22 protein-coding genes and 1 other annotated feature are annotated in these 21,743 nt (G+C 50.2%); of the genes, 18 read left to right on the top strand and 4 right to left on the bottom strand.

The genetic code is table 11. The features are described from left to right. The first annotated feature begins 2 nt into the window (after positions 1-2). The 13 genes from infC (at position 3) to selO (ending at position 10,832) form a co-directional block, all read left to right on the top strand. Positions 3-545 (top strand): translation initiation factor IF-3, encoded by a 543-nt coding sequence (gene infC / locus HUZ68_RS12325; protein WP_001700733.1) that lies wholly within the window; start codon positions 3-5, stop codon positions 543-545. A 96-nt stretch (positions 546-641) separates the two neighbouring features. Then, entirely contained in the window at positions 642-839 is a 198-nt protein-coding gene (gene rpmI, locus HUZ68_RS12320) for a 50S ribosomal protein L35 (RefSeq protein WP_001124225.1), read from the top strand. 52 nt (positions 840-891) lie between these two features. Then, on the top strand, positions 892-1,248 hold the full coding sequence (rplT, locus tag HUZ68_RS12315; protein ID WP_000124850.1) for a 50S ribosomal protein L20: 357 nt from the start codon (positions 892-894) through the stop codon (positions 1,246-1,248). Positions 1,249-1,364: 116 nt separating this feature from the next. Beyond that, positions 1,365-1,489: a sequence feature (Phe leader region), on the top strand. Next, a complete protein-coding gene (gene pheM, locus HUZ68_RS12310) occupies positions 1,371-1,415 on the top strand; it encodes a pheST operon leader peptide PheM (RefSeq protein WP_001386830.1) in 45 nt (14 codons plus the stop codon). (Overlaps the previous feature by 45 nt.) A 208-nt stretch (positions 1,490-1,697) precedes the next feature. Further along, the gene (gene pheS / locus HUZ68_RS12305; protein WP_000018588.1) at positions 1,698-2,681 is read left to right on the top strand and encodes a phenylalanine--tRNA ligase subunit alpha; all 984 of its coding nucleotides are present in this window, start codon (positions 1,698-1,700) and stop codon (positions 2,679-2,681) included. A 14-nt stretch (positions 2,682-2,695) separates the two neighbouring features. Continuing rightward, positions 2,696-5,083, top strand: coding sequence for a phenylalanine--tRNA ligase subunit beta (pheT, locus tag HUZ68_RS12300; RefSeq protein WP_000672327.1), 2,388 nt, complete (start codon positions 2,696-2,698; stop codon positions 5,081-5,083). A 4-nt stretch (positions 5,084-5,087) separates the two neighbouring features. Further along, complete coding sequence (gene ihfA / locus HUZ68_RS12295; RefSeq protein WP_001229265.1) at positions 5,088-5,387, top strand: integration host factor subunit alpha; 300 nt, start codon at positions 5,088-5,090, stop codon at positions 5,385-5,387. Positions 5,388-5,487: 100 nt separating this feature from the next. Further along, positions 5,488-6,468: a vitamin B12 ABC transporter permease BtuC gene (btuC, locus tag HUZ68_RS12290; RefSeq protein ID WP_000956517.1), complete on the top strand. Its 981-nt coding sequence runs from the start codon at positions 5,488-5,490 to the stop codon at positions 6,466-6,468. A gap of 62 nt (positions 6,469-6,530) precedes the next feature. Beyond that, positions 6,531-7,082, top strand: coding sequence for a bifunctional thioredoxin/glutathione peroxidase (gene btuE, locus HUZ68_RS12285; RefSeq protein WP_001154187.1), 552 nt, complete (start codon positions 6,531-6,533; stop codon positions 7,080-7,082). Further along, positions 7,082-7,831, top strand: a complete 750-nt coding sequence (btuD, locus tag HUZ68_RS12280) for a vitamin B12 ABC transporter ATP-binding protein BtuD (RefSeq protein ID WP_000029466.1) — start codon at positions 7,082-7,084, stop codon at positions 7,829-7,831. Before btuE ends, btuD begins: the two co-directional genes overlap by 1 nt. 77 nt (positions 7,832-7,908) lie before the next feature. Further along, on the top strand, positions 7,909-8,373 hold the full coding sequence (locus HUZ68_RS12275; RefSeq protein WP_001209785.1) for a C40 family peptidase: 465 nt from the start codon (positions 7,909-7,911) through the stop codon (positions 8,371-8,373). Positions 8,374-8,619: 246 nt separating this feature from the next. Beyond that, positions 8,620-9,333, top strand: a complete 714-nt coding sequence (gene ydiV / locus HUZ68_RS12270) for an anti-FlhDC factor (RefSeq protein WP_097489804.1) — start codon at positions 8,620-8,622, stop codon at positions 9,331-9,333. Between the two features lie 62 nt (positions 9,334-9,395). Next, the gene (gene selO / locus HUZ68_RS12265) at positions 9,396-10,832 is read left to right on the top strand and encodes a protein adenylyltransferase SelO (protein ID WP_077039212.1); all 1,437 of its coding nucleotides are present in this window, start codon (positions 9,396-9,398) and stop codon (positions 10,830-10,832) included. A 3-nt stretch (positions 10,833-10,835) separates the two neighbouring features. Here selO and hemP read toward each other — a convergent pair whose 3' ends face one another. The 3 genes from hemP to ppsR form a co-directional block, all read right to left on the bottom strand. Then, a complete protein-coding gene (hemP, locus tag HUZ68_RS12260) occupies positions 10,836-11,027 on the bottom strand; it encodes a hemin uptake protein HemP (RefSeq protein ID WP_021577553.1) in 192 nt (63 codons plus the stop codon). 131 nt (positions 11,028-11,158) lie between these two features. Further along, entirely contained in the window at positions 11,159-12,205 is a 1,047-nt protein-coding gene (gene aroH / locus HUZ68_RS12255; RefSeq protein ID WP_028132268.1) for a 3-deoxy-7-phosphoheptulonate synthase AroH, read from the bottom strand. 156 nt (positions 12,206-12,361) lie between these two features. After that, positions 12,362-13,195: a posphoenolpyruvate synthetase regulatory kinase/phosphorylase PpsR gene (gene ppsR, locus HUZ68_RS12250; protein ID WP_000368046.1), complete on the bottom strand. Its 834-nt coding sequence runs from the start codon at positions 13,193-13,195 to the stop codon at positions 12,362-12,364. A gap of 332 nt (positions 13,196-13,527) precedes the next feature. Here ppsR and ppsA point away from each other — a divergent pair, with 332 nt between their 5' ends. The 5 genes from ppsA to HUZ68_RS12225 all read left to right on the top strand — a co-directional run bounded on the left by ppsA (position 13,528) and on the right by HUZ68_RS12225 (position 20,037). Continuing rightward, positions 13,528-15,906, top strand: a complete 2,379-nt coding sequence (ppsA, locus tag HUZ68_RS12245) for a phosphoenolpyruvate synthase (protein ID WP_000069375.1) — start codon at positions 13,528-13,530, stop codon at positions 15,904-15,906. Positions 15,907-16,395: 489 nt separating this feature from the next. After that, positions 16,396-17,796: an anion permease gene (locus HUZ68_RS12240; RefSeq protein ID WP_001278076.1), complete on the top strand. Its 1,401-nt coding sequence runs from the start codon at positions 16,396-16,398 to the stop codon at positions 17,794-17,796. 35 nt (positions 17,797-17,831) lie between these two features. After that, complete coding sequence (locus tag HUZ68_RS12235; protein WP_021556864.1) at positions 17,832-18,791, top strand: 2-hydroxyacid dehydrogenase; 960 nt, start codon at positions 17,832-17,834, stop codon at positions 18,789-18,791. A gap of 10 nt (positions 18,792-18,801) precedes the next feature. Further along, entirely contained in the window at positions 18,802-19,281 is a 480-nt protein-coding gene (locus tag HUZ68_RS12230) for a NanQ anomerase/TabA/YiaL family protein (RefSeq protein WP_000639093.1), read from the top strand. Between the two features lie 12 nt (positions 19,282-19,293). Then, the gene (locus HUZ68_RS12225) at positions 19,294-20,037 is read left to right on the top strand and encodes an SDR family oxidoreductase (RefSeq protein ID WP_000160968.1); all 744 of its coding nucleotides are present in this window, start codon (positions 19,294-19,296) and stop codon (positions 20,035-20,037) included. 50 nt (positions 20,038-20,087) lie between these two features. Here HUZ68_RS12225 and fadK read toward each other — a convergent pair whose 3' ends face one another. Next, positions 20,088-21,728: a medium-chain fatty-acid--CoA ligase gene (fadK, locus tag HUZ68_RS12220; RefSeq protein WP_033814689.1), complete on the bottom strand. Its 1,641-nt coding sequence runs from the start codon at positions 21,726-21,728 to the stop codon at positions 20,088-20,090. Positions 21,729-21,743: the final 15 nt, after the last annotated feature.

The following is a 21,743-nucleotide window of genomic DNA, read 5'->3' as shown; positions in this document are numbered from 1 at the left end:
GTATTAAAGGCGGAAAACGAGTTCAAACGGCGCGCCCTAACCGTATCAATGGCGAAATTCGCGCCCAGGAAGTTCGCTTAACAGGTCTGGAAGGCGAGCAGCTTGGTATTGTGAGTCTGAGAGAAGCTCTGGAGAAAGCAGAAGAAGCCGGAGTAGACTTAGTCGAGATCAGCCCTAACGCCGAGCCGCCGGTTTGTCGTATAATGGATTACGGCAAATTCCTCTATGAAAAGAGCAAGTCTTCTAAGGAACAGAAGAAAAAGCAAAAAGTTATCCAGGTTAAGGAAATTAAATTCCGTCCTGGTACAGATGAAGGCGACTATCAGGTAAAACTCCGCAGCCTGATTCGCTTTCTCGAAGAGGGTGATAAAGCCAAAATCACGCTGCGTTTCCGCGGTCGTGAGATGGCGCACCAGCAAATCGGTATGGAAGTGCTTAATCGCGTGAAAGACGATTTGCAAGAACTGGCAGTGGTCGAATCCTTCCCAACGAAGATCGAAGGCCGCCAGATGATCATGGTGCTCGCTCCTAAGAAGAAACAGTAAGGCCTTCAAGTAGCACTGTCTGTGGAGCCTTCGGGCTTCACAGGCTTTGTTCGCCTTTGTTTCGTTTATTAACAATGCGAAGTGGAAGTTATTAAAATGCCAAAAATTAAGACCGTACGCGGTGCTGCTAAGCGCTTCAAAAAAACCGGTAAAGGTGGTTTTAAGCACAAGCACGCTAACCTGCGTCACATTCTGACCAAAAAAGCGACCAAACGTAAACGTCACCTGCGTCCGAAAGCCATGGTTTCCAAAGGCGATCTGGGCCTGGTAATCGCGTGCCTGCCGTACGCATAAGCCGTTAACGTTTTTAACTTTTTAATTAGAATATAGATACAGGAGAGCACATATGGCTCGCGTAAAACGTGGTGTTATTGCACGCGCACGTCACAAGAAAATTTTGAAACAAGCTAAAGGCTACTACGGTGCACGTTCTCGCGTATACCGCGTTGCCTTCCAGGCTGTTATCAAAGCTGGTCAGTATGCTTACCGTGACCGTCGTCAACGTAAGCGTCAGTTCCGTCAACTGTGGATTGCGCGTATCAACGCAGCAGCACGTCAGAACGGTATTTCTTACAGCAAATTCATCAATGGCCTGAAAAAAGCCTCTGTTGAAATCGACCGTAAGATCCTGGCTGATATCGCAGTATTCGACAAAGTAGCGTTCACCGCTCTGGTTGAAAAAGCGAAAGCAGCTCTGGCATAAGCCAGTTGAAAGAGGGAGCTAGTCTCCCTCTTTTCGTTTCAACGCCATCAAAACATTGACTTTTATCGCCGTAGCCTTTTCAATAAAGGTCTTTTGAAGAGTACCAAAAGGTAACGCAAGCAATGAATGCTGCTATTTTCCGCTTCTTTTTTTACTTTAGCACCTGAATCCAGGAGGCTAGCGCGTGAGAAGAGAAACGGAAAACAGCGCCTGAAAGCCTCCCAGTGGAGGCTTTTTTTGTATGCGCGTTTTGAAAAATAAAAAGCCAGTCTATCAGGCGTAATTGTCGCAGCCAGTCTGGATACGGCCAGTGCGGAGAAACCGGAGCGTACTTAAGTACGTGAGGATTTCGAGCACTGCCCGGGACCAAAATGGCAAGTAAAATAGCCTGATGGGATAGGCTCTAAGTCCAACGAACCAGTGTCACCACTGACACAATGAGGAAAACCATGTCACATCTCGCAGAACTGGTTGCCAGTGCGAAGGCGGCCATTAGCCAGGCGTCAGATGTTGCCGCGTTAGACAATGTGCGCGTCGAATATTTGGGTAAAAAAGGGCACTTAACCCTTCAGATGACGACCCTGCGTGAGCTGCCGCCAGAAGAGCGTCCGGCAGCCGGTGCGGTTATCAACGAAGCGAAAGAGCAGGTTCAGCAGGCGCTGAATGCACGTAAAGCGGAACTGGAAAGCGCAGCGCTGAATGCGCGTCTGGCGGCGGAAACGATTGATGTCTCCCTGCCGGGTCGTCGCATTGAAAACGGCGGTCTGCATCCGGTTACCCGTACCATCGACCGTATCGAAAGTTTCTTCGGTGAGCTTGGCTTTACCGTGGCAACCGGGCCGGAAATCGAAGACGATTATCATAACTTCGATGCTCTGAACATTCCTGGTCACCACCCGGCGCGCGCTGACCACGACACTTTCTGGTTTGACGCTACCCGCCTGCTGCGTACCCAGACCTCTGGCGTACAGATCCGCACCATGAAAGCCCAGCAGCCACCGATTCGTATCATCGCGCCTGGCCGTGTTTATCGTAACGACTACGACCAGACTCACACGCCGATGTTCCATCAGATGGAAGGTCTGATTGTTGATACCAACATCAGCTTTACCAACCTGAAAGGCACGCTGCACGACTTCCTGCGTAACTTCTTTGAGGAAGATTTGCAGATTCGCTTCCGTCCTTCCTACTTCCCGTTTACCGAACCTTCTGCAGAAGTGGATGTCATGGGTAAAAACGGTAAATGGCTGGAAGTACTGGGCTGCGGGATGGTGCATCCGAACGTGCTGCGTAACGTCGGCATCGACCCGGAAGTTTACTCTGGTTTCGCCTTCGGGATGGGGATGGAGCGTCTGACTATGTTGCGTTACGGCGTCACCGACCTGCGTTCATTCTTCGAAAACGATCTGCGTTTCCTCAAACAGTTTAAATAAGGCAGGAATAGATTATGAAATTCAGTGAACTGTGGTTACGCGAATGGGTGAACCCGGCGATTGATAGCGATGCGCTGGCGAATCAAATCACGATGGCGGGCCTGGAAGTTGACGGTGTAGAACCGGTTGCCGGTAGCTTCCACGGCGTGGTCGTTGGTGAAGTGGTTGAGTGTGCGCAGCATCCGAACGCTGACAAACTGCGTGTGACAAAAGTGAATGTCGGCGGCGATCGCCTGCTGGACATCGTCTGCGGTGCGCCAAACTGCCGTCAGGGCCTGCGTGTGGCGGTAGCGACCATTGGTGCTGTTCTGCCGGGTGATTTCAAAATTAAAGCGGCGAAACTGCGCGGCGAACCGTCTGAAGGGATGCTGTGCTCCTTTTCTGAGCTGGGAATTTCTGACGACCATAACGGCATTATCGAACTGCCTGCAGATGCGCCGATTGGCACTGACATCCGCGAATACCTGAAACTCGATGACAACACCATCGAAATCAGCGTAACGCCAAACCGTGCAGACTGTTTAGGTATCATTGGTGTTGCGCGTGACGTTGCCGTGCTGAATCAGCTGCCGCTGGTTGAACCGGAAATCGTTCCGGTTGGTGCGACCATCGACGACACGCTGCCGATTACAGTCGAAGCGCCGGAAGCCTGCCCGCGTTATCTTGGCCGTGTGGTAAAAGGCATTAACGTTAAAGCGCCAACTCCGCTGTGGATGAAAGAAAAACTGCGTCGTTGCGGGATCCGTTCTATCGATGCAGTTGTTGACGTCACCAACTATGTGCTGCTCGAACTGGGCCAGCCGATGCACGCTTTCGATAAAGATCGCATTGAAGGCGGCATTGTGGTGCGGATGGCGAAAGAGGGCGAAACGCTGGTGCTGCTCGACGGTACTGAAGCGAAGCTGAATGCTGACACTCTGGTCATCGCCGACCACAACAAGGCGCTGGCGATGGGCGGCATCTTCGGTGGCGAACACTCTGGCGTGAATGACGAAACACAAAACGTGCTGCTGGAATGCGCTTTCTTTAGCCCGCTGTCTATCACCGGTCGTGCTCGTCGTCATGGCCTGCATACCGATGCGTCTCACCGTTATGAGCGTGGCGTTGATCCGGCACTGCAGCACAAAGCGATGGAACGTGCGACCCGTCTGCTGATCGACATCTGCGGTGGTGAGGCTGGCCCGGTAATTGATATCACCAACGAAGCAACGCTGCCGAAGCGTGCAACCATCACTTTACGTCGTAGCAAACTGGATCGCCTGATCGGCCATCATATTGCGGATGAGCAGGTAACTGACATTCTGCGTCGTCTCGGCTGCGAAGTGACCGAAGGCAAAGACGAGTGGCAGGCAGTTGCGCCGAGCTGGCGTTTCGACATGGAGATTGAAGAAGATCTGGTCGAAGAAGTCGCGCGTGTTTACGGCTACAACAACATCCCGGATGAGCCGGTACAGGCAAGCCTGATTATGGGTACTCACCGTGAAGCTGACCTGTCGCTCAAGCGCGTGAAAACGCTGCTCAACGACAAAGGCTATCAGGAAGTGATCACCTATAGCTTCGTTGATCCGAAAGTGCAGCAGATGATCCATCCAGGCGTTGAAGCCTTACTGCTGCCAAGCCCGATCTCTGTTGAAATGTCAGCAATGCGTCTTTCTCTGTGGACCGGCCTGCTGGCAACCGTGGTGTACAACCAGAACCGTCAGCAGAACCGTGTGCGCATTTTCGAAAGCGGTCTGCGTTTCGTACCAGATACTCAGGCACCGTTGGGCATTCGTCAGGATCTGATGTTAGCCGGTGTGATTTGCGGTAACCGTTACGAAGAGCACTGGAACCTGGCAAAAGAGACCGTTGATTTCTATGATTTGAAAGGCGATCTTGAATCCGTTCTCGACCTGACCGGTAAACTGAATGAGGTTGAGTTCCGTGCAGAAGCGAATCCGGCACTGCATCCGGGGCAATCCGCAGCGATTTATCTGAAAGGTGAACGTATTGGTTTTGTTGGGGTTGTTCATCCTGAACTGGAACGTAAACTGGATCTTAACGGTCGCACTCTGGTGTTCGAACTGGAGTGGAACAAGCTCGCAGACCGCGTGGTGCCTCAGGCGCGCGAGATTTCTCGCTTCCCGGCGAACCGTCGTGACATCGCGGTGGTGGTCGCAGAAAACGTTCCCGCAGCGGATATTTTATCCGAATGTAAGAAAGTTGGCGTAAATCAGGTAGTTGGCGTAAACTTATTTGACGTGTACCGCGGTAAGGGTGTTGCGGAGGGGTATAAGAGCCTCGCCATAAGCCTGATCCTGCAAGATACCAGCCGTACACTCGAAGAAGAGGAGATTGCCGCTACCGTCGCCAAATGTGTAGAGGCATTAAAAGAGCGATTCCAGGCATCATTGAGGGATTGAACCTATGGCGCTTACAAAAGCTGAAATGTCAGAATATCTGTTTGATAAGCTTGGGCTTAGCAAGCGGGATGCCAAAGAACTGGTTGAACTGTTTTTCGAAGAGATCCGTCGCGCTCTGGAAAACGGCGAACAGGTGAAACTCTCTGGTTTTGGTAACTTCGATCTGCGTGATAAGAATCAACGCCCGGGACGTAACCCGAAAACGGGCGAGGATATTCCCATTACAGCACGGCGCGTGGTGACCTTCAGACCCGGGCAGAAGTTAAAAAGCCGGGTCGAAAACGCTTCGCCCAAAGACGAGTAATCTGATCTAACTAAAAAGGCCGCTCTGCGGCCTTTTTTCTTTTCACTGTCGAAGAGTCACCGTAAAATCAACGCCATGACACTTCAGCAGAACGGATACCATGCTGACACTTGCCCGCCAACAACAGCGACAAAATATTCGCTGGTTATTATGCCTGTCAGTTTTGATGCTGCTGGCGCTTCTCTTAAGCCTTTGCGCCGGTGAACAATGGATCTCGCCAGGTGACTGGTTTTCTCCTCGTGGCGAACTGTTCGTCTGGCAAATTCGCCTGCCACGTACGCTGGCTGTATTGCTGGTTGGTGCGGCGCTGGCTATATCCGGCGCTGTAATGCAGGCGTTGTTTGAAAATCCTCTGGCAGAACCTGGACTACTTGGCGTCTCTAACGGCGCAGGCGTGGGGCTTATCGCCGCGGTATTGCTTGGGCAAGGGCAACTCCCCAACTGGGCGCTAGGGCTGTGTGCGATTGCTGGCGCGCTTATCATCACTTTAATACTCTTACGTTTCGCCCGTCGTCATCTTTCGACCAGTCGGTTATTGCTGGCTGGCGTTGCATTAGGGATTATCTGTAGCGCACTAATGACGTGGGCTATCTACTTTTCCACCTCTGTTGATTTACGTCAGCTGATGTACTGGATGATGGGCGGTTTTGGCGGCGTAGACTGGCGGCAAAGCTGGCTGATGCTGGCATTGATCCCCGTGTTGTTGTGGATCTGTTGTCAGTCCAGGCCGATGAATATGTTAGCACTTGGCGAGATCTCGGCGCGGCAACTGGGTTTACCCCTGTGGTTCTGGCGCAATGTGCTGGTGGCAGCGACCGGCTGGATGGTTGGCGTCAGTGTGGCGCTGGCGGGTGCTATCGGCTTTATTGGTCTGGTGATCCCACATATTCTTCGGTTGTGTGGTTTAACCGATCATCGCGTATTACTTCCCGGCTGCGCGCTGGCAGGGGCGAGCGCATTGCTGCTGGCCGATATTGTAGCGCGCCTGGCATTAGCTGCCGCAGAGCTGCCTATTGGCGTGGTCACCGCAACGTTGGGTGCGCCGGTGTTTATCTGGTTATTGTTAAAAGCAGGACGTTAGCCGCAAAAAGACGGTCTATGATTAAAAGCTAAGATTTTTACTGACCACACCCAGGAGAAACGATGCAAGATTCCATTCTGACGACCGTAGTGAAAGATATCGACGGTGAAGTGACCACGCTGGAGAAGTACGCCGGTAATGTGCTGTTGATTGTCAATGTCGCCTCAAAGTGTGGCTTAACGCCGCAATATGAGCAGTTGGAGAATATTCAGAAAGCCTGGGCCGATCGAGGTTTTGTGGTGCTGGGATTCCCGTGCAACCAGTTTCTGGAACAAGAACCGGGCAGCGATGAAGAGATTAAAACTTACTGTACCACCACATGGGGGGTGACGTTCCCGATGTTCAGTAAGATTGAAGTTAATGGCGAAGGACGCCATCCGCTGTATCAAAAATTGATTGCCGCAGCGCCGACCGCAGTCGCGCCGGAAGAGAGCGGATTCTATGCCCGTATGGTCAGCAAAGGTCGTGCACCGCTGTACCCTGATGATATTTTATGGAATTTTGAGAAATTTTTAGTTGGCAGGGACGGATTGGTCATCCAGCGTTTTTCCCCGGATATGACGCCGGAAGATCCCATTGTGATGGAAAGCATTAAACTGGCGTTGGCAAAATAATGTCTATTGTGATGCAGTTACAGGATGTTGCGGAATCAACCCGCCTGGGGCCGCTTTCTGGCGAGGTTCGGGCTGGGGAGATCCTGCATCTGGTGGGGCCGAATGGCGCGGGTAAGAGTACCTTACTGGCGCGAATGGCCGGAATGACCAGCGGTAAGGGAAGCATTCAGTTCGCGGGGCAACCACTGGAAGCATGGTCCGCAACAAAACTCGCGCTGCATCGCGCCTATCTTTCACAACAGCAGACGCCGCCGTTTGCAATGCCGGTCTGGCACTACCTGACACTGCATCAGCACGATAAAACGCGTACCGAACTACTGAATGATGTCGCAGGGGCGCTGGCTCTTGATGACAAACTCGGACGTAGCACCAATCAACTTTCCGGCGGTGAATGGCAACGCGTACGTCTTGCTGCGGTGGTGCTGCAAATCACACCACAAGCCAATCCCGCAGGCCAATTGCTGCTTCTTGATGAGCCGATGAACAGTCTTGATGTTGCGCAACAAAGTGCGTTAGACAAAATTCTGAGCGCGCTGTGTCAGCAAGGACTGGCGATTGTGATGAGCAGTCACGATCTCAACCACACATTGCGTCATGCGCATCGGGCGTGGTTGCTAAAAGGTGGAAAAATGCTGGCCAGTGGACGCAGAGAAGAGGTGCTCACGCCGCCAAATCTGGCGCAGGCCTATGGGATGAATTTTCGCCGTCTGGATATCGAAGGTCACAGAATGCTGATTTCGACCATCTGATTTCATTAGTATCTTGAAAATCGGGTAATTACGACGCTAAATTAATGCAAGAATAAAAAACAGAGGAACCGTACGGAATGCGTTTCTGCCTTATTTTGATCACAGCACTGTTTCTGGCCGGGTGTAGCCACCATAAAGCACCGCCGCCAAATGCCAGACTTTCTGATTCGATTACCGTTATTGCCGGTTTGAACGACCAGCTACAAAGCTGGCATGGCACGCCGTATCGTTATGGTGGCATGACGCGGCGCGGTGTGGACTGTTCGGGATTTGTGGTTGTGACGATGCGCGATCGTTTCGATTTGCAGCTGCCCCGAGAAACCAAACAACAAGCCTCTATCGGCACGCAAATTGATAAAGACGAGTTGCTGCCTGGTGACCTGGTCTTTTTCAAAACGGGTTCCGGACAAAATGGTTTGCATGTAGGTATTTACGATACCAACAACCAATTTATCCACGCCTCTACCAGCAAGGGAGTGATGCGTTCCTCACTTGATAATGTCTATTGGCAGAAAAATTTCTGGCAGGCGAGACGAATCTAGTATGTCGAAAAATGGACGGTGATGATACATCGCCGTCCATTTACTCCTGAATACAGTAGTATTTTGCAGACAAAAATTCCGTAAATGGATTATTCGTTTATAATCAGGATAATCTAAAAAAAGGACCCCTGAAAAAGTGGTTAACATGGAACAAATGAAAGTTACTCCTTATGTAATTGTTATGTCTTATGGCCTCATCCCTTTTAGCCGGATACTGAAAAACATCCTTCGAGAGGGACGGTTACCATGAAGATTTTTTTGGAGAATCTTTATCATTCTGATTGCTATTTCCTGCCGATAAGAGATAACCAGCAAGACCTTGTCGGCGTTGAGTTAATTACCCATTTCTCCAGTGAAGATGGTACGGTTCGTATCCCGACGAGTCGGGTTATAGCGCAACTTACCGAGGAGCAACATTGGCAATTATTTTCAGAGCAGTTGGAATTACTAAAATCATGCCAACATTTTTTTATTCAACATAAACTCTTTGCCTGGCTTAATTTAACGCCACAAGTGGCTACATTATTATTAGACAGGGATAATTACGCGGGCGAACTATTAAAATATCCGTTTATTGAACTGTTGATTAATGAGAATTACCCGCATCTCAATGAAGGAAAAGATAATCGCGATCTTTTGTCCTTATCGCAAATGTATCCCCTTGTGTTAGGTAATTTGGGAGCAGGCAATAGCACAATGAAAGCGGTTTTTGATGGTCTTTTCACCCGCGTCATGCTGGATAAAAGTTTTATTCAGCAACAAATCACGCATCGCTCCTTCGAACCGTTTATTCGTGCGATCCAGGCGCAAATTTCCCCTTGTTGCAATTGCATCATCGCGGGGGGCATTGATACGCCAGAAATATTGGCACAGATTACCCACTTCGATTTCCATGCTCTCCAGGGATGCCTGTGGCCTGCCGTTCCTATAAATCAGATAACGACGTTGGTTCAGCGATAACCCTCCTGTTTGCTGGTGTTTAAGACGAGAGTAACCGTCTACACTATCAAACAGGAGGATCTATGACCCTGTCTTTTATTACCCGCTGGCGCGATGAATTGCCAGCAACCTATACAGCACTTTCCCCTACGCCTTTAAATAATGCCCGGCTGATTTGGCATAATACCGAACTCGCTAACACGCTGAGTATTCCATCGTCGCTGTTTAAAAATGGCGCAGGTGTCTGGGGCGGCGAAACCCTACTGCCTGGTATGTCACCACTGGCGCAGGTTTACAGTGGTCATCAGTTCGGCGTCTGGGCGGGCCAACTGGGTGATGGGCGCGGCATTTTACTCGGCGAACAACTGCTTGCTGATGGCACTACAATGGACTGGCATCTGAAAGGTGCTGGCCTGACGCCTTATTCGCGAATGGGTGATGGACGGGCGGTTTTACGTTCGACGATACGAGAAAGTCTCGCCAGTGAGGCGATGCATTATCTGGGCATTCCGACGACCCGCGCGTTAAGTATCGTCACCAGCGATTCGCCAGTGTATCGGGAAACGGTGGAGCCAGGCGCGATGCTGATGCGTGTGGCACCAAGTCATCTGCGTTTTGGTCATTTCGAACATTTTTACTATCGCCGCGAGCCGGAAAAGGTTCGTCAGTTAGCTGACTTTGCCATTCGTCATTACTGGTCACATCTTGAAGATGATGAGGACAAATACCGTCTCTGGTTTAACGATGTTGTCGCACGTACCGCATCGTTAATTGCCCAATGGCAGACGGTCGGCTTTGCACATGGGGTGATGAATACCGACAACATGTCGCTGCTGGGACTGACGCTTGATTACGGGCCGTTTGGTTTTCTTGATGATTACGAACCCGGTTTTATTTGTAATCACTCGGATCATCAAGGGCGTTATAGCTTTGATAATCAACCTGCTGTCGCGTTGTGGAATTTACAGCGTCTGGCGCAGACATTGTCACCATTTGTTGCCGTAGATGCCCTGAATGAGGCCCTGGACAGCTATCAGCAGGTTTTGTTGACGCATTATGGACAACGGATGCGGCAGAAACTGGGCTTCATCACGGAGCAAAAAGAGGATAACGCGCTACTGAATGAATTATTCAGTCTGATGGCGCGAGAGCGCAGCGATTATACCCGCACATTTCGCATGCTGAGTCTGACCGAGCAGCACAGCGCGGCGTCACCGCTACGTGATGAGTTTATTGATCGTGCGGCATTTGATGACTGGTTTGCCCGTTATCGAGGGCGTTTGCAACAAGACGAGGTTAGCGATAGTGAGCGTCAGCAACTGATGCAAAGCGTTAACCCAGCTCTGGTATTGCGCAACTGGTTGGCGCAACGGGCGATTGAAGCGGCAGAAAAGGGTGATATGACGGAATTGCACCGCCTGCATGAGGCGTTGCGAAATCCTTTCAGCGACAGAGATGATGACTATGTCAGTCGTCCACCTGACTGGGGTAAACGGCTGGAAGTCAGCTGCTCGAGTTAAAGGCTACTTGGTCAACAGCAGCTTGCCAGCCTGAGTTTTACGGAGCAGATATTCTTGCCCGTCATGATCGATAATCAGTTTGCCATCCGGACCTAACAGTGTCTGGCTGGAAATTCGCCGAATAGTCTGCGGGGAAGCGGTCTTGTGATTGGCATCCGTTTCAGGCGTGAGTTTTCTGCTATCCGTATAACGCATAAAAATTAATAATAATTGATATAACAATGATTCTTATTATCAATATTATGGCTGACCAGAGCAAGCAGTAATGTGTTGAGAAGACAACAAGTTGCGCAGAAATGCCCATCCCATCAGGAATGGGCACGCATTCAGAAGCGGGTATCTACCGCAGAGGCGAGTTTTTCGACCAGGCGTTCGGTATCTTCCCAGCCCAGACACGGGTCGGTAATGGATTGACCGTAAGTGAGCGGCTGACTGCCGACGATTTTTTGCGTTCCTTCGCGCAGGAAACTTTCCGCCATAATTCCAGCAATCGCCGTAGAGCCATTGCGGATTTGCTGACAAATATCCTCACAAACTTCTAACTGGCGACGGTGCTGCTTTTGGCAGTTACCGTGGCTGAAATCCACCACCAGATGTTCAGGTAAATCAAACTCGTGCAGCGTATCGCAGGCTGCGGCGATATCATCGGCATGATAATTCGGTTTTTTGCCGCCACGCATAATAATGTGGCCATACGGGTTGCCGCTGGTCTGATAGATGGTCATCTGACCATTTTTGTCTGGCGAGAGGAACATATGGCTGGCGCGGGCTGCGCGGATAGCATCCACAGCAATCCGCGTATTGCCATCGGTACCATTTTTAAAACCTACCGGACAGGAGAGTGCCGAAGCCATTTCACGGTGGATCTGACTTTCGGTAGTACGTGCGCCAATCGCGCCCCAACTGATTAAATCAGCAATAAACTGACCGGTCACCATATCGAGGAACTCAGTCGCGGTTGGGACGCCCAGCTCATTTACCTGTAAAAGTAATTTGCGCGCCAGCTCCAGACCGTGATTTACCCGATAGCTGCCGTTTAAATCTGGATCGGAGATTAGTCCTTTCCAGCCGACAACAGTTCGTGGTTTTTCAAAATAGGTGCGCATTACGATTTCCAGCCGTGACTGGTACTGGTTGCGCAGCGACTGCAGACGGGTGGCGTACTCCATTGCAGCGGTGAGATCGTGGATCGAGCAGGGGCCAATAATGACCAACAGTCGCTTATCTTCACCATTGAGTATTTTTTCAATTCTGCGGCGTGAGTCGGTGACATAGGTGGCGACGCCAGGCGTTACGGGATACCGTAGCGCGAGTTCGGCGGGCGTTACCAGGCTCTCAATACGCGCAGTACGGAGTTCGTCAGTTCTGTTCATTACAAGTCTCAGAAATTTGTTGCTTCTACGGCAGGACTGCCGGGAAGTGATGCGCATCACGATAAACCAATCGCTGCTGATTTCAAGTGCGAGGTGTGTCACACCTCGCCGGGTGGTTAGCATGATAACAAAAAAATAAGCTAATGCACTAGTTCTCTAGTACATTCGGCGACTAAGGCCCATGATATCGAGGATCTTGGTGGCAATCTCTTCTACCGAATAATTGGTACTGTTAATCCACGGGATCTGATTTTTACGGTACAAGGCTTCCACTTCCGCGACTTCCATCCTGCACTGACGAAGCGAGGCATAGCGACTGTTCTCCCGACGTTCCTCGCGAATCGCCGCCAGACGTTCCGGGTCGATAGTCAGGCCGAACAATTTATGCTGAAGCGGTTTGAGCGACGCGGGTAGCACCAGATTATCCATATCGTCGGCAATAAAGGGGTAGTTTGCCGCGCGGATACCAAATTGCATTGCCAGATACAGACTGGTGGGGGTTTTACCACAGCGAGAAACACCGAGCAGGATCACCTGAGCCTGATCCAGATTGCGCAACGAAATGCCGTCATCGTGGGCGAGGGTGTAATCAATCGCCGCAATGCGCGCATCATATTTATTGAGATTATTAGGGTTAAGGCCATGGGTACGATGAGCAATCGGCGTTGGATCCAGTTTCATCTCTTGTTGTAGCGGGGCAACCAGCGCCTGAACGATATCCTGGCAAAAACCTTCACTTTGCAAGATGATGGCGCGAATCTCCGGCAACACGATGGAGTAGAAGACCAGCGGGCGCACGCCTGTCTGGTGATAAATTGCGTCAATCTGATCCTTCACTGCCCGTGCACGGCTCTCATTTTCGACAAACGGCAGCGTGATGCTGCTGATAGTGACGGGAAATTGTGACATTACTGCGTGTCCTAATACCTCCGCAGTTATTGCCGTACCATCAGAAATATAAAAAACGTGGCGATCAACAGCATTATCCATTTTGTTCTTCCCGTGATGCAGACATAATTCTATGAAAGCATAAATTAAAAACACACAGAAGCGTAGAACGTTATGTCTGGTTTATAAAATGAACCTTCAATTTTATTTTTTATGAAAACAGCATTTCATTTTTATGGTTTCGTTTATACCGATGGTTTATGTGGAAATTGTCGAAGAGAGCAGATTTGCGCAACGCTGGGATCAGTCTTAAAAAGTAAAAAAATATATTTGCTTGAACGATTCACCGTTTTTTTCATCCGGTTAAATATGCAAAGATAAATGCGCAGAAATGTGTTTCTCAAACCGTTCATTTATCACAAAAGGATTGTTCGATGTCCAACAATGGCTCGTCACCGCTGGTGCTTTGGTATAACCAACTCGGCATGAATGATGTAGACAGGGTTGGGGGCAAAAATGCCTCCCTGGGTGAAATGATTACTAACCTTTCCGGAATGGGTGTTTCCGTTCCGAATGGTTTCGCCACAACCGCCGACGCGTTTAACCAGTTTCTGGACCAAAGCGGCGTAAACCAGCGCATTTATGAACTGCTGGATAAAACGGATATTGACGATGTTACTCAGCTTGCGAAAGCGGGCGCGCAAATCCGCCAGTGGATTATCGACACTCCCTTCCAGCCTGAGCTGGAAAACGCCATCCGCGAAGCCTATGCACAGCTTTCCGCCGATGACGAAAACGCCTCTTTTGCGGTGCGCTCCTCCGCCACCGCAGAAGATATGCCGGACGCTTCTTTTGCCGGTCAGCAGGAAACCTTCCTCAACGTTCAGGGTTTTGACGCCGTTCTCGTGGCAGTGAAACATGTATTTGCTTCTCTGTTTAACGATCGCGCCATCTCTTATCGTGTGCACCAGGGTTACGATCACCGTGGTGTGGCGCTCTCCGCCGGTGTTCAACGGATGGTGCGCTCTGACCTCGCATCTTCTGGCGTGATGTTCTCCATTGATACCGAATCCGGCTTTGACCAGGTGGTGTTTATCACTTCCGCATGGGGCCTTGGTGAGATGGTCGTGCAGGGTGCGGTTAACCCGGATGAGTTTTACGTGCATAAACCGACACTGGCGGCGAATCGCCCGGCTATCGTGCGCCGCACCATGGGGTCGAAAAAAATCCGCATGGTTTACGCGCCGACCCAGGAGCACGGCAAGCAGGTTAAAATCGAAGACGTACCGCAGGAACAGCGTGACATCTTCTCGCTGACCAACGAAGAAGTGCAGGAACTGGCAAAACAGGCCGTACAAATTGAGAAACACTACGGTCGCCCGATGGATATTGAGTGGGCGAAAGATGGCCACACCGGTAAACTGTTCATTGTGCAGGCGCGTCCGGAAACCGTGCGCTCACGCGGTCAGGTCATGGAGCGTTATACGCTGCATTCACAGGGTAAGATTATCGCCGAAGGCCGTGCTATCGGTCATCGCATCGGTGCGGGTCCGGTGAAAGTCATCCATGATATCAGCGAAATGAACCGCATCGAACCTGGTGACGTGCTGGTCACTGACATGACCGACCCGGACTGGGAACCGATCATGAAGAAAGCATCTGCCATCGTCACCAACCGTGGCGGTCGTACCTGTCACGCGGCGATCATCGCTCGTGAACTGGGCATTCCGGCGGTAGTGGGCTGTGGTGATGCAACAGAACGGATGAAAGACGGTGAGAACGTCACTGTTTCTTGTGCCGAAGGTGATACCGGTTACGTCTATGCGGAGTTGCTGGAATTTAGCGTGAAAAGCTCCAGCGTAGAAACGATGCCGGATCTGCCGTTGAAAGTGATGATGAACGTCGGTAACCCGGACCGAGCTTTCGACTTCGCCTGTCTGCCGAACGAAGGCGTGGGACTTGCGCGTCTGGAATTTATCATCAACCGTATGATTGGCGTCCACCCACGCGCACTGCTTGAGTTTGACGATCAGGAACCGCAGTTGCAAAACGAAATCCGCGAGATGATGAAAGGTTTTGATTCTCCGCGTGAATTTTACGTTGGTCGTCTGACTGAAGGGATCGCGACGCTGGGTGCCGCGTTTTATCCGAAGCGCGTCATTGTCCGTCTCTCTGATTTTAAATCGAACGAATATGCCAACCTGGTCGGTGGTGAGCGTTACGAGCCAGATGAAGAGAACCCGATGCTCGGCTTCCGTGGCGCGGGACGCTATGTTTCCGACAGCTTCCGCGACTGTTTCGCGCTGGAGTGCGAAGCAGTGAAACGTGTGCGCAACGACATGGGGCTGACCAACGTTGAGATCATGATCCCGTTCGTGCGTACCGTAGATCAGGCGAAAGCGGTGGTTGAAGAACTGGCGCGTCAGGGGCTGAAACGTGGCGAGAACGGGCTGAAAATCATCATGATGTGTGAAATTCCGTCCAACGCCTTGCTGGCAGAGCAGTTCCTCGAATATTTCGACGGCTTCTCAATTGGCTCAAACGATATGACACAGCTGGCGCTCGGTCTGGATCGTGACTCAGGCGTGGTGTCTGAACTGTTCGATGAGCGCAACGATGCGGTGAAAGCACTGTTGTCGATGGCGATTCGTGCCGCGAAGAAACAGGGCAAATATGTCGGGATTTGCGGTCAGGGTCCGTCCGACCACGAAGACTTTGCCGCATGGTTGATGGAAGAGGGGATCGATAGCCTGTCTCTGAACCCGGACACCGTGGTGCAAACCTGGTTAAGCCTGGCTGAACTGAAGAAATAAAATAAATACCCGGCGGCGTTTTGTCGCCGGGTCCATTTCTATATCCCCACCTTTTAACAACCTACTTCAGGCAAACGCGCTCGTGCAATATAAAAAGCTTCCGAGCATCATCTGAATAATTGGCTGGTGTTCTTTCTGATTTTAATTCGTTTGAGATCTTCTCCACAGAATAATTCTCGATACCATTTTTTCTCAAAGTCGAATGTGACCACTCGTCAATTTCCTTAAGCATATGCGTAATTTTTTCGTCCAGAGTTCGTTGGATTGCACGAAGTCACTGGCGAGTCCCGTTTTTATACTGTCTTCAACCACAGCATAAAAAGAGATATGGCTATGAAAAATTACCGCACCGTTATTCAGACATAAGCGCAGATTATGTAATTCAGAGAATTTATTCGAACTAAAGCCGATTTTCTGATTTGTCTGGCTGTACAGAAAACAGGATAAATTCCCTCCACGAGCGGAGGGAAACAGCTACAGGGATTGCATATGAGTTGCTATTTGAAAGTCCTGATTTGTGCGATTGTCGCACTCGCTATATGGTTTTCCCCCGTCCCCGACGGGTTAACACCCTTAACCTGGCACATTCTGGCAATATTCATCACCACTGTGGTGGCGTTTATTCTGCAACCGTTGCCGGTAGGCGCTATCGCGTTAATAGCCATCAGTTTTATTATGCTTACCGGCATGATGAAAACCAGCGAAGCCTTAAAAGGTTTCAGCAGCACCACGGTATGGCTTATTGTCGCCGCATTCCTGTACGCGAAAGGATTCATCAAAACGGGGTTAGGACGACGTATCGCCTATTTACTGATTCGCGGATTTGGCGGCAGCTCGTTGCGTCTGGGTTATACCTTAGCGCTAAGTGATATGATTATCGCGCCCGCAACGCCATCAAACACAGCGCGAGCAGGGGGGATTTTGTTCCCGATTGTTCGCAGTGTCTCTAACAGCTTTGGATCTGAACCGGATCAAGGGCCGCGTAAAATCGGCGCTTATCTGATGCAGACGGTGTTCCATTCCAACTGTCTCTCATCCTCGATGTTTATGACGGCCAGCGCGCCAAATGCGCTAATTGTATCTCTGGCGGCCAGCACCTTATTTGTTGATATCTCATGGGGGATGTGGACGCTAAGTGCACTGGTACCGGGCATTATCGCTTTTATCACTATGCCGTTGGTCATTTACAAACTTTACCCGCCAGAGATCAAAAAGACGCCAGAAGCCAAAGCGTTGGCACAGGAAGAACTTATCAAAATGGGGCCGGTAACCCGTGATGAGCGCGTGACGATTGGCATTTTCCTGCTTTCATTATTGGCCTGGAGTACATCGAAATGGACTGGCCTGGATGCGACGGCTGTCGCGCTTTCCGGCGTCTGTTTAATGTTGATGACCCGGATTATCACCTGGCAGGATGTGCAGTCAGAGAAGGGGGCCTGGGACATTCTGGTCTGGCTGGGAGTCATGATCTGTATGGCAGATAAGCTCAATCAGCTTGGCCTGTTCAAATGGTTTGCCGTCACAACCTCGGCGCTGTTCACCGGCATTCCCTGGGAAATAACACTGACGGTTTTGCTGATAGTTTACTGCTATTCCCACTATTTCTTTGCCGGAAGTACGCCGCATGTAGTGGCGATGTATGCCGCTTTTGGCAGCGTCTCGGTTGCTGCAGGCGCACCGCCGATGATGGCAGCTCTGTCACTGGCGTTCGTCACTAACCTGATGAGCGGCATTTCGCATTATGGCAACGGACCCGCAGTGATCTATTACGGCGCAGGCTATGTCTCGCAACGAGAATGGTGGCGGCTGGGCTTTATCGTCATGTTGTTGAACATTGTCATCTGGTTCGGACTGGGGGCGGTGTGGTGGAAAATTCTTGGCCTGTGGTAAGTGGTCTGCGGCAAACATCAATCAAGGAATAGTGTATGAACTTAAAAGATATTCAGGTGGCGATCGTCGGCAAATTAAGCGACCGCTTAATGGCTAAAGTTGAATCTACCTTCACCGCATATCGCCTGTGGGAACTGACCGACGCAGACGCTTTTTACACGCAGATCGCGCCGGATATTCAGGCGCTGGTGACCAGTGGTAATCCGGTAATGGGAGCTTCTCGGGCGCTCATTGAAAAATTTCCGAATCTGAAGATTATTGCCAGCAACGGTGTGGGCTATGACCCTATTGATATCGTGGCAGCAAGGGAGCATGGCGTTATCGTCACCAACACCCCTGGCGTGCTTAATGATTGTGTTGCAGACATTGGCATGGCGTTGTTACTCAATGTTGCCCGACGTATTAACATTGCCGATCGTTATGTTCGTGACGGCCGTTGGCCAAACGAAGGGCGTTTCCCGATGGCGACGAAAGTGAGTGGTAAGCGTTGCGGAATTGTTGGTCTGGGGAACATTGGTAACGCTGTAGCCCGCCGTGCAGCAGCATTTGAAATGGAAATTCACTATTTCGACCCAAAACCGCATAACAAACCTGGATGGACGGCGCATGATTCGCTGGTTTCTCTGGCGCAAGCGGTGGATTTCCTCGTTCTGACGCTGCCAGGCGGGGCAAGTACACGCGGCGTTATTGACAAAACTGTGCTGCAGGCTCTGGGGGGGACCGGGCATTTGATCAGTATTTCCCGGGGTTCAGTGGTGAACGAAACTGATCTGATTGATGCTCTGCAAAATAACATAATTGCTGGTGCGGCACTGGACGTTTATGCCAACGAACCACATGTGCCAGAACAATTAATGTCGCTGGATAACGTTGTCCTTACGCCACATATCGCCAGTGGTACGAGCGAAACGTTTAATGCGATGGCGGATTTGGTTTTTGATAACTTACAGGCTTTCTTTAGCGGACAGCCAGTTATTACCCCTGTTACTCAATAAGGCGGAAAATATGATTTATGGTGATATCACTTATCTTAGTGAACAACAAAAACGAACATTTCATCCTGTTATCGCTCGTGTCATTGAGTATCTTTCACAACATGATCTGAATAGTGTTCCTGTAGGGGAGAAGGTTTTTATTCAGGATGACTCAATTTTTTATACCGTGGTTGAACCGATGACTAAACCACTACATGAATGCCGACCAGAAGTTCATCGTAAATATCTTGATGTCCATTTCTTAATTGCCGGAGAAGAGCGGATTTGTGTGGATTTTGATGATGGCGAAAACTCGGTTGTAGAAAGCCACCTGGGCGACCGTGACGTTATTTTTTATGCTGATGAACGTATTAATGATCGGATAATCACGTTGACACCAGGACAGTTTGTGGTGGTCTTCCCGGAAGAGGTACATCGGGCATGTTATAAAGTCGATAACGTGGAGAAAATCAAAAAAACAGTCGTGAAAATCGACATGAGTCTATTATAGGTGGAGCTGGTTATGACAAAAATTGCCCTGGTGACAGGGGGAAGTAAAGGTATCGGCTACGCGGCAGCAAGGGCGCTCTATGACATTGGATATACTGTTATTGTTGCCGCGCGTAACGAAGAAACCTTACAGCAATGTGCACAAGAATTAGCCAAGGAACGCTTTATTCCTCTGGTTGCTGATGTAACGGATGAGTCCGCTGTCGTTGCACTATTTGCCGAGATTAAGGCTCGTTTTGGTCGACTGGATCTCTTGTTCAATAATGCGGGCAATAATAGTCCGGCAAAAAGTATTGAAGAGGTTGAGTTTACTGAGTGGATACGCGTATTTAACGCCAATATTCACTCGACATTTTTGTGTTCGAAAGAGGCGATTAAAATTATGAAAGCGCAGCAGCCAATGGGAGGACGTATTATTAACAATGCGTCGATTTCCGCACTGACGCCGCGCCTCTATACTGCGCCATACACGGCGTCGAAACATGCTGTTACCGGGTTGACCAAGGCCATTTCCCTGGATTGTCGCAAATTTAATATCGCTTGCGGGCAAATTAATATCGGCAATGCGGAAACGACATTATCGAATCGGATGCGTAAGGGCGTTTATCAGGCAGATGGCGCTATTAAAGCGGAAGATATGATGAATGTTGCTGATGTTGCAGCAGCCATTCAGATGATGGCCCAATTGCCAGTAACCACGAATGTGCTGGAAATAACGATTATGGCAAATAATATGCCATATGTCGGACGTGGTTAATCGGGATTGAATAAAGCACCTTGCGTATAAGGTGCTTTATTATTTATGACTTATGCCTCAACGCATGATTGTTCCAGCCGTTGAACAATATCTTTCCGTAACAAAAACTTTTGTATTTTACCTGAGGCAGTGCGCGGTAGTTTTTCGATTACCACGATATGTTCAGGATATTTATATTTTGCGACCCGTTTACGGCTAAAAAAAGCCACCACCTCTTCCAGCGATAATGAATGATGCGGCGCTTTCAGCACGACATAAGCGCATGATCGTTCACCTAAACGTTCATCGGGCATTGCAACCACACAGGCATCGTGAATTTTAGGATGCTGCAATAAAATATCTTCCACTTCACGGCTGCTAATATTTTCGCCGCCGCGGACAATAATATCTTTTTTGCGTCCGGTAATTTTTATATAGCCAGCCTCATCCATACGGCAGAGATCGCCGCTGTAATACCAGCCTTCTTCATCCAGCGCACGGGCGGTTAATTCAGGTTCATCAAAATATCCCATAAACACATTGGGGCCACGCGAGGCTTCTTCACCTTCGCAACCTGGCGGTAAGGTCTTGCGTGCGTCATCGACCACTTTAATCTCTACACCTGCGGCAGCGTAACCATCGGTGTGCATAATGCGCGACAAAGGATCATCGAGATTCACCACCGCATGCGGCGAACTTTCTGTGGAACCATAAACACTTAATAATTTAATGCCGCGCTGCTGGCATTCACGCGCCACTTTTTTGGGGATTGTGGTACCGCCGCAAAGAAAGAATCGCAGCGCTGAAAGGTCTGCGGGTTGTTTCTCTAGTAAATTCAAAAGATCATAGACAAACGGCGTTGCGCCGAGCATACAGGTGCAACGCTGCTGCTCAAGCAGCGCGAGACACGCATCAGGAGTGAAAATATCTAACAACACGCTGCGAGCGCCAATTAAGAATGGTGCCGTTACGCCATGCAGAAAGCCCGTTGCGTGGCCGAGTGGCGCAGGCATCATAAAGACATCCTGCCAGGTCAGATTCAGCCGCGCGCAATAAGCCCGCTCACTGGCGAGAATATTGTTATGCGTTAGCATCACGCCCTTTGGCAGACCCTCGGTTCCGGAGGTAAACAGCACCGCAGCTAATTCATCGCCGTGGGTCGTTATCGCCGTGGTCAGTGGGGTATTGTCGGCGATAATCTGACTTAATGAGAGGGAAGAGGTGGCGGGAGCCAGTTTGTCCACGCCGACAATTTGTTGTAGTTGTGGAAGCTGATTTTGCAGCGGCAGGATTAAATCTACCGGACGCGTTTGTTTAAACAACGTCGGTGCAAAGAACATTTTTGCCTGACACTTATTGAGCACCCATACCAGTTCTGCTTCCCGCCAGGAAGGCAACAGCGGTACGGAAACCGCACCGATTTTCAGGCAGGCAAGATAGATAACGGTAAATTCACACCAGCCTGGCAGTTGAAATGCGATGCGATCGCCTGATTCAATACCCTTCGCTAACATCCAGTTTGCCAGACAGCTCGCGGCGTGATTGAGCGCGCTATAGGTGTACGATGCTCCATGATTATCGACCACGGCAATTTTGTCTGGCATCGCACGAGCGGTCTGCTGCCAGTAATCGGCCAGCGAAGCATCGCCCCATAGCCCTTGCTGACGATACGCCGCACGACGTTGTTCGTTAAACGTTAATGTCACTTTCATTTTGGACTCTCGAAA

It is taken from the genome of Shigella dysenteriae (assembly GCF_022354085.1).
In the GTDB taxonomy this organism is placed as follows: domain Bacteria; phylum Pseudomonadota; class Gammaproteobacteria; order Enterobacterales; family Enterobacteriaceae; genus Escherichia; species Escherichia coli.
This window is presented reverse-complemented; position numbering and strand designations above follow the sequence as displayed.

Excerpts from the sequence above, each read along its gene's own strand:
- rpmI (WP_001124225.1), top strand. The coding sequence starts at position 642 with ATGCCAAAAATTAAGACCGTACGCGGTGCTGCTAAGCGCTTCAAAAAA.
- rplT (WP_000124850.1), top strand. The coding sequence starts at position 892 with ATGGCTCGCGTAAAACGTGGTGTTATTGCACGCGCACGTCACAAGAAA.
- pheS (WP_000018588.1), top strand. The coding sequence starts at position 1,698 with ATGTCACATCTCGCAGAACTGGTTGCCAGTGCGAAGGCGGCCATTAGC.
- pheT (WP_000672327.1), top strand. The coding sequence starts at position 2,696 with ATGAAATTCAGTGAACTGTGGTTACGCGAATGGGTGAACCCGGCGATT.
- ihfA (WP_001229265.1), top strand. The coding sequence starts at position 5,088 with ATGGCGCTTACAAAAGCTGAAATGTCAGAATATCTGTTTGATAAGCTT.
- btuC (WP_000956517.1), top strand. The coding sequence starts at position 5,488 with ATGCTGACACTTGCCCGCCAACAACAGCGACAAAATATTCGCTGGTTA.
- btuE (WP_001154187.1), top strand. The coding sequence starts at position 6,531 with ATGCAAGATTCCATTCTGACGACCGTAGTGAAAGATATCGACGGTGAA.
- btuD (WP_000029466.1), top strand. The coding sequence starts at position 7,082 with ATGTCTATTGTGATGCAGTTACAGGATGTTGCGGAATCAACCCGCCTG.
- HUZ68_RS12275 (WP_001209785.1), top strand. The coding sequence starts at position 7,909 with ATGCGTTTCTGCCTTATTTTGATCACAGCACTGTTTCTGGCCGGGTGT.
- ydiV (WP_097489804.1), top strand. The coding sequence starts at position 8,620 with ATGAAGATTTTTTTGGAGAATCTTTATCATTCTGATTGCTATTTCCTG.
- selO (WP_077039212.1), top strand. The coding sequence starts at position 9,396 with ATGACCCTGTCTTTTATTACCCGCTGGCGCGATGAATTGCCAGCAACC.
- hemP (WP_021577553.1), bottom strand. The coding sequence starts at position 11,027 with ATGCGTTATACGGATAGCAGAAAACTCACGCCTGAAACGGATGCCAAT.
- aroH (WP_028132268.1), bottom strand. The coding sequence starts at position 12,205 with ATGAACAGAACTGACGAACTCCGTACTGCGCGTATTGAGAGCCTGGTA.
- ppsR (WP_000368046.1), bottom strand. The coding sequence starts at position 13,195 with ATGGATAATGCTGTTGATCGCCACGTTTTTTATATTTCTGATGGTACG.
- ppsA (WP_000069375.1), top strand. The coding sequence starts at position 13,528 with ATGTCCAACAATGGCTCGTCACCGCTGGTGCTTTGGTATAACCAACTC.
- HUZ68_RS12240 (WP_001278076.1), top strand. The coding sequence starts at position 16,396 with ATGAGTTGCTATTTGAAAGTCCTGATTTGTGCGATTGTCGCACTCGCT.
- HUZ68_RS12235 (WP_021556864.1), top strand. The coding sequence starts at position 17,832 with ATGAACTTAAAAGATATTCAGGTGGCGATCGTCGGCAAATTAAGCGAC.
- HUZ68_RS12230 (WP_000639093.1), top strand. The coding sequence starts at position 18,802 with ATGATTTATGGTGATATCACTTATCTTAGTGAACAACAAAAACGAACA.
- HUZ68_RS12225 (WP_000160968.1), top strand. The coding sequence starts at position 19,294 with ATGACAAAAATTGCCCTGGTGACAGGGGGAAGTAAAGGTATCGGCTAC.
- fadK (WP_033814689.1), bottom strand. The coding sequence starts at position 21,728 with ATGAAAGTGACATTAACGTTTAACGAACAACGTCGTGCGGCGTATCGT.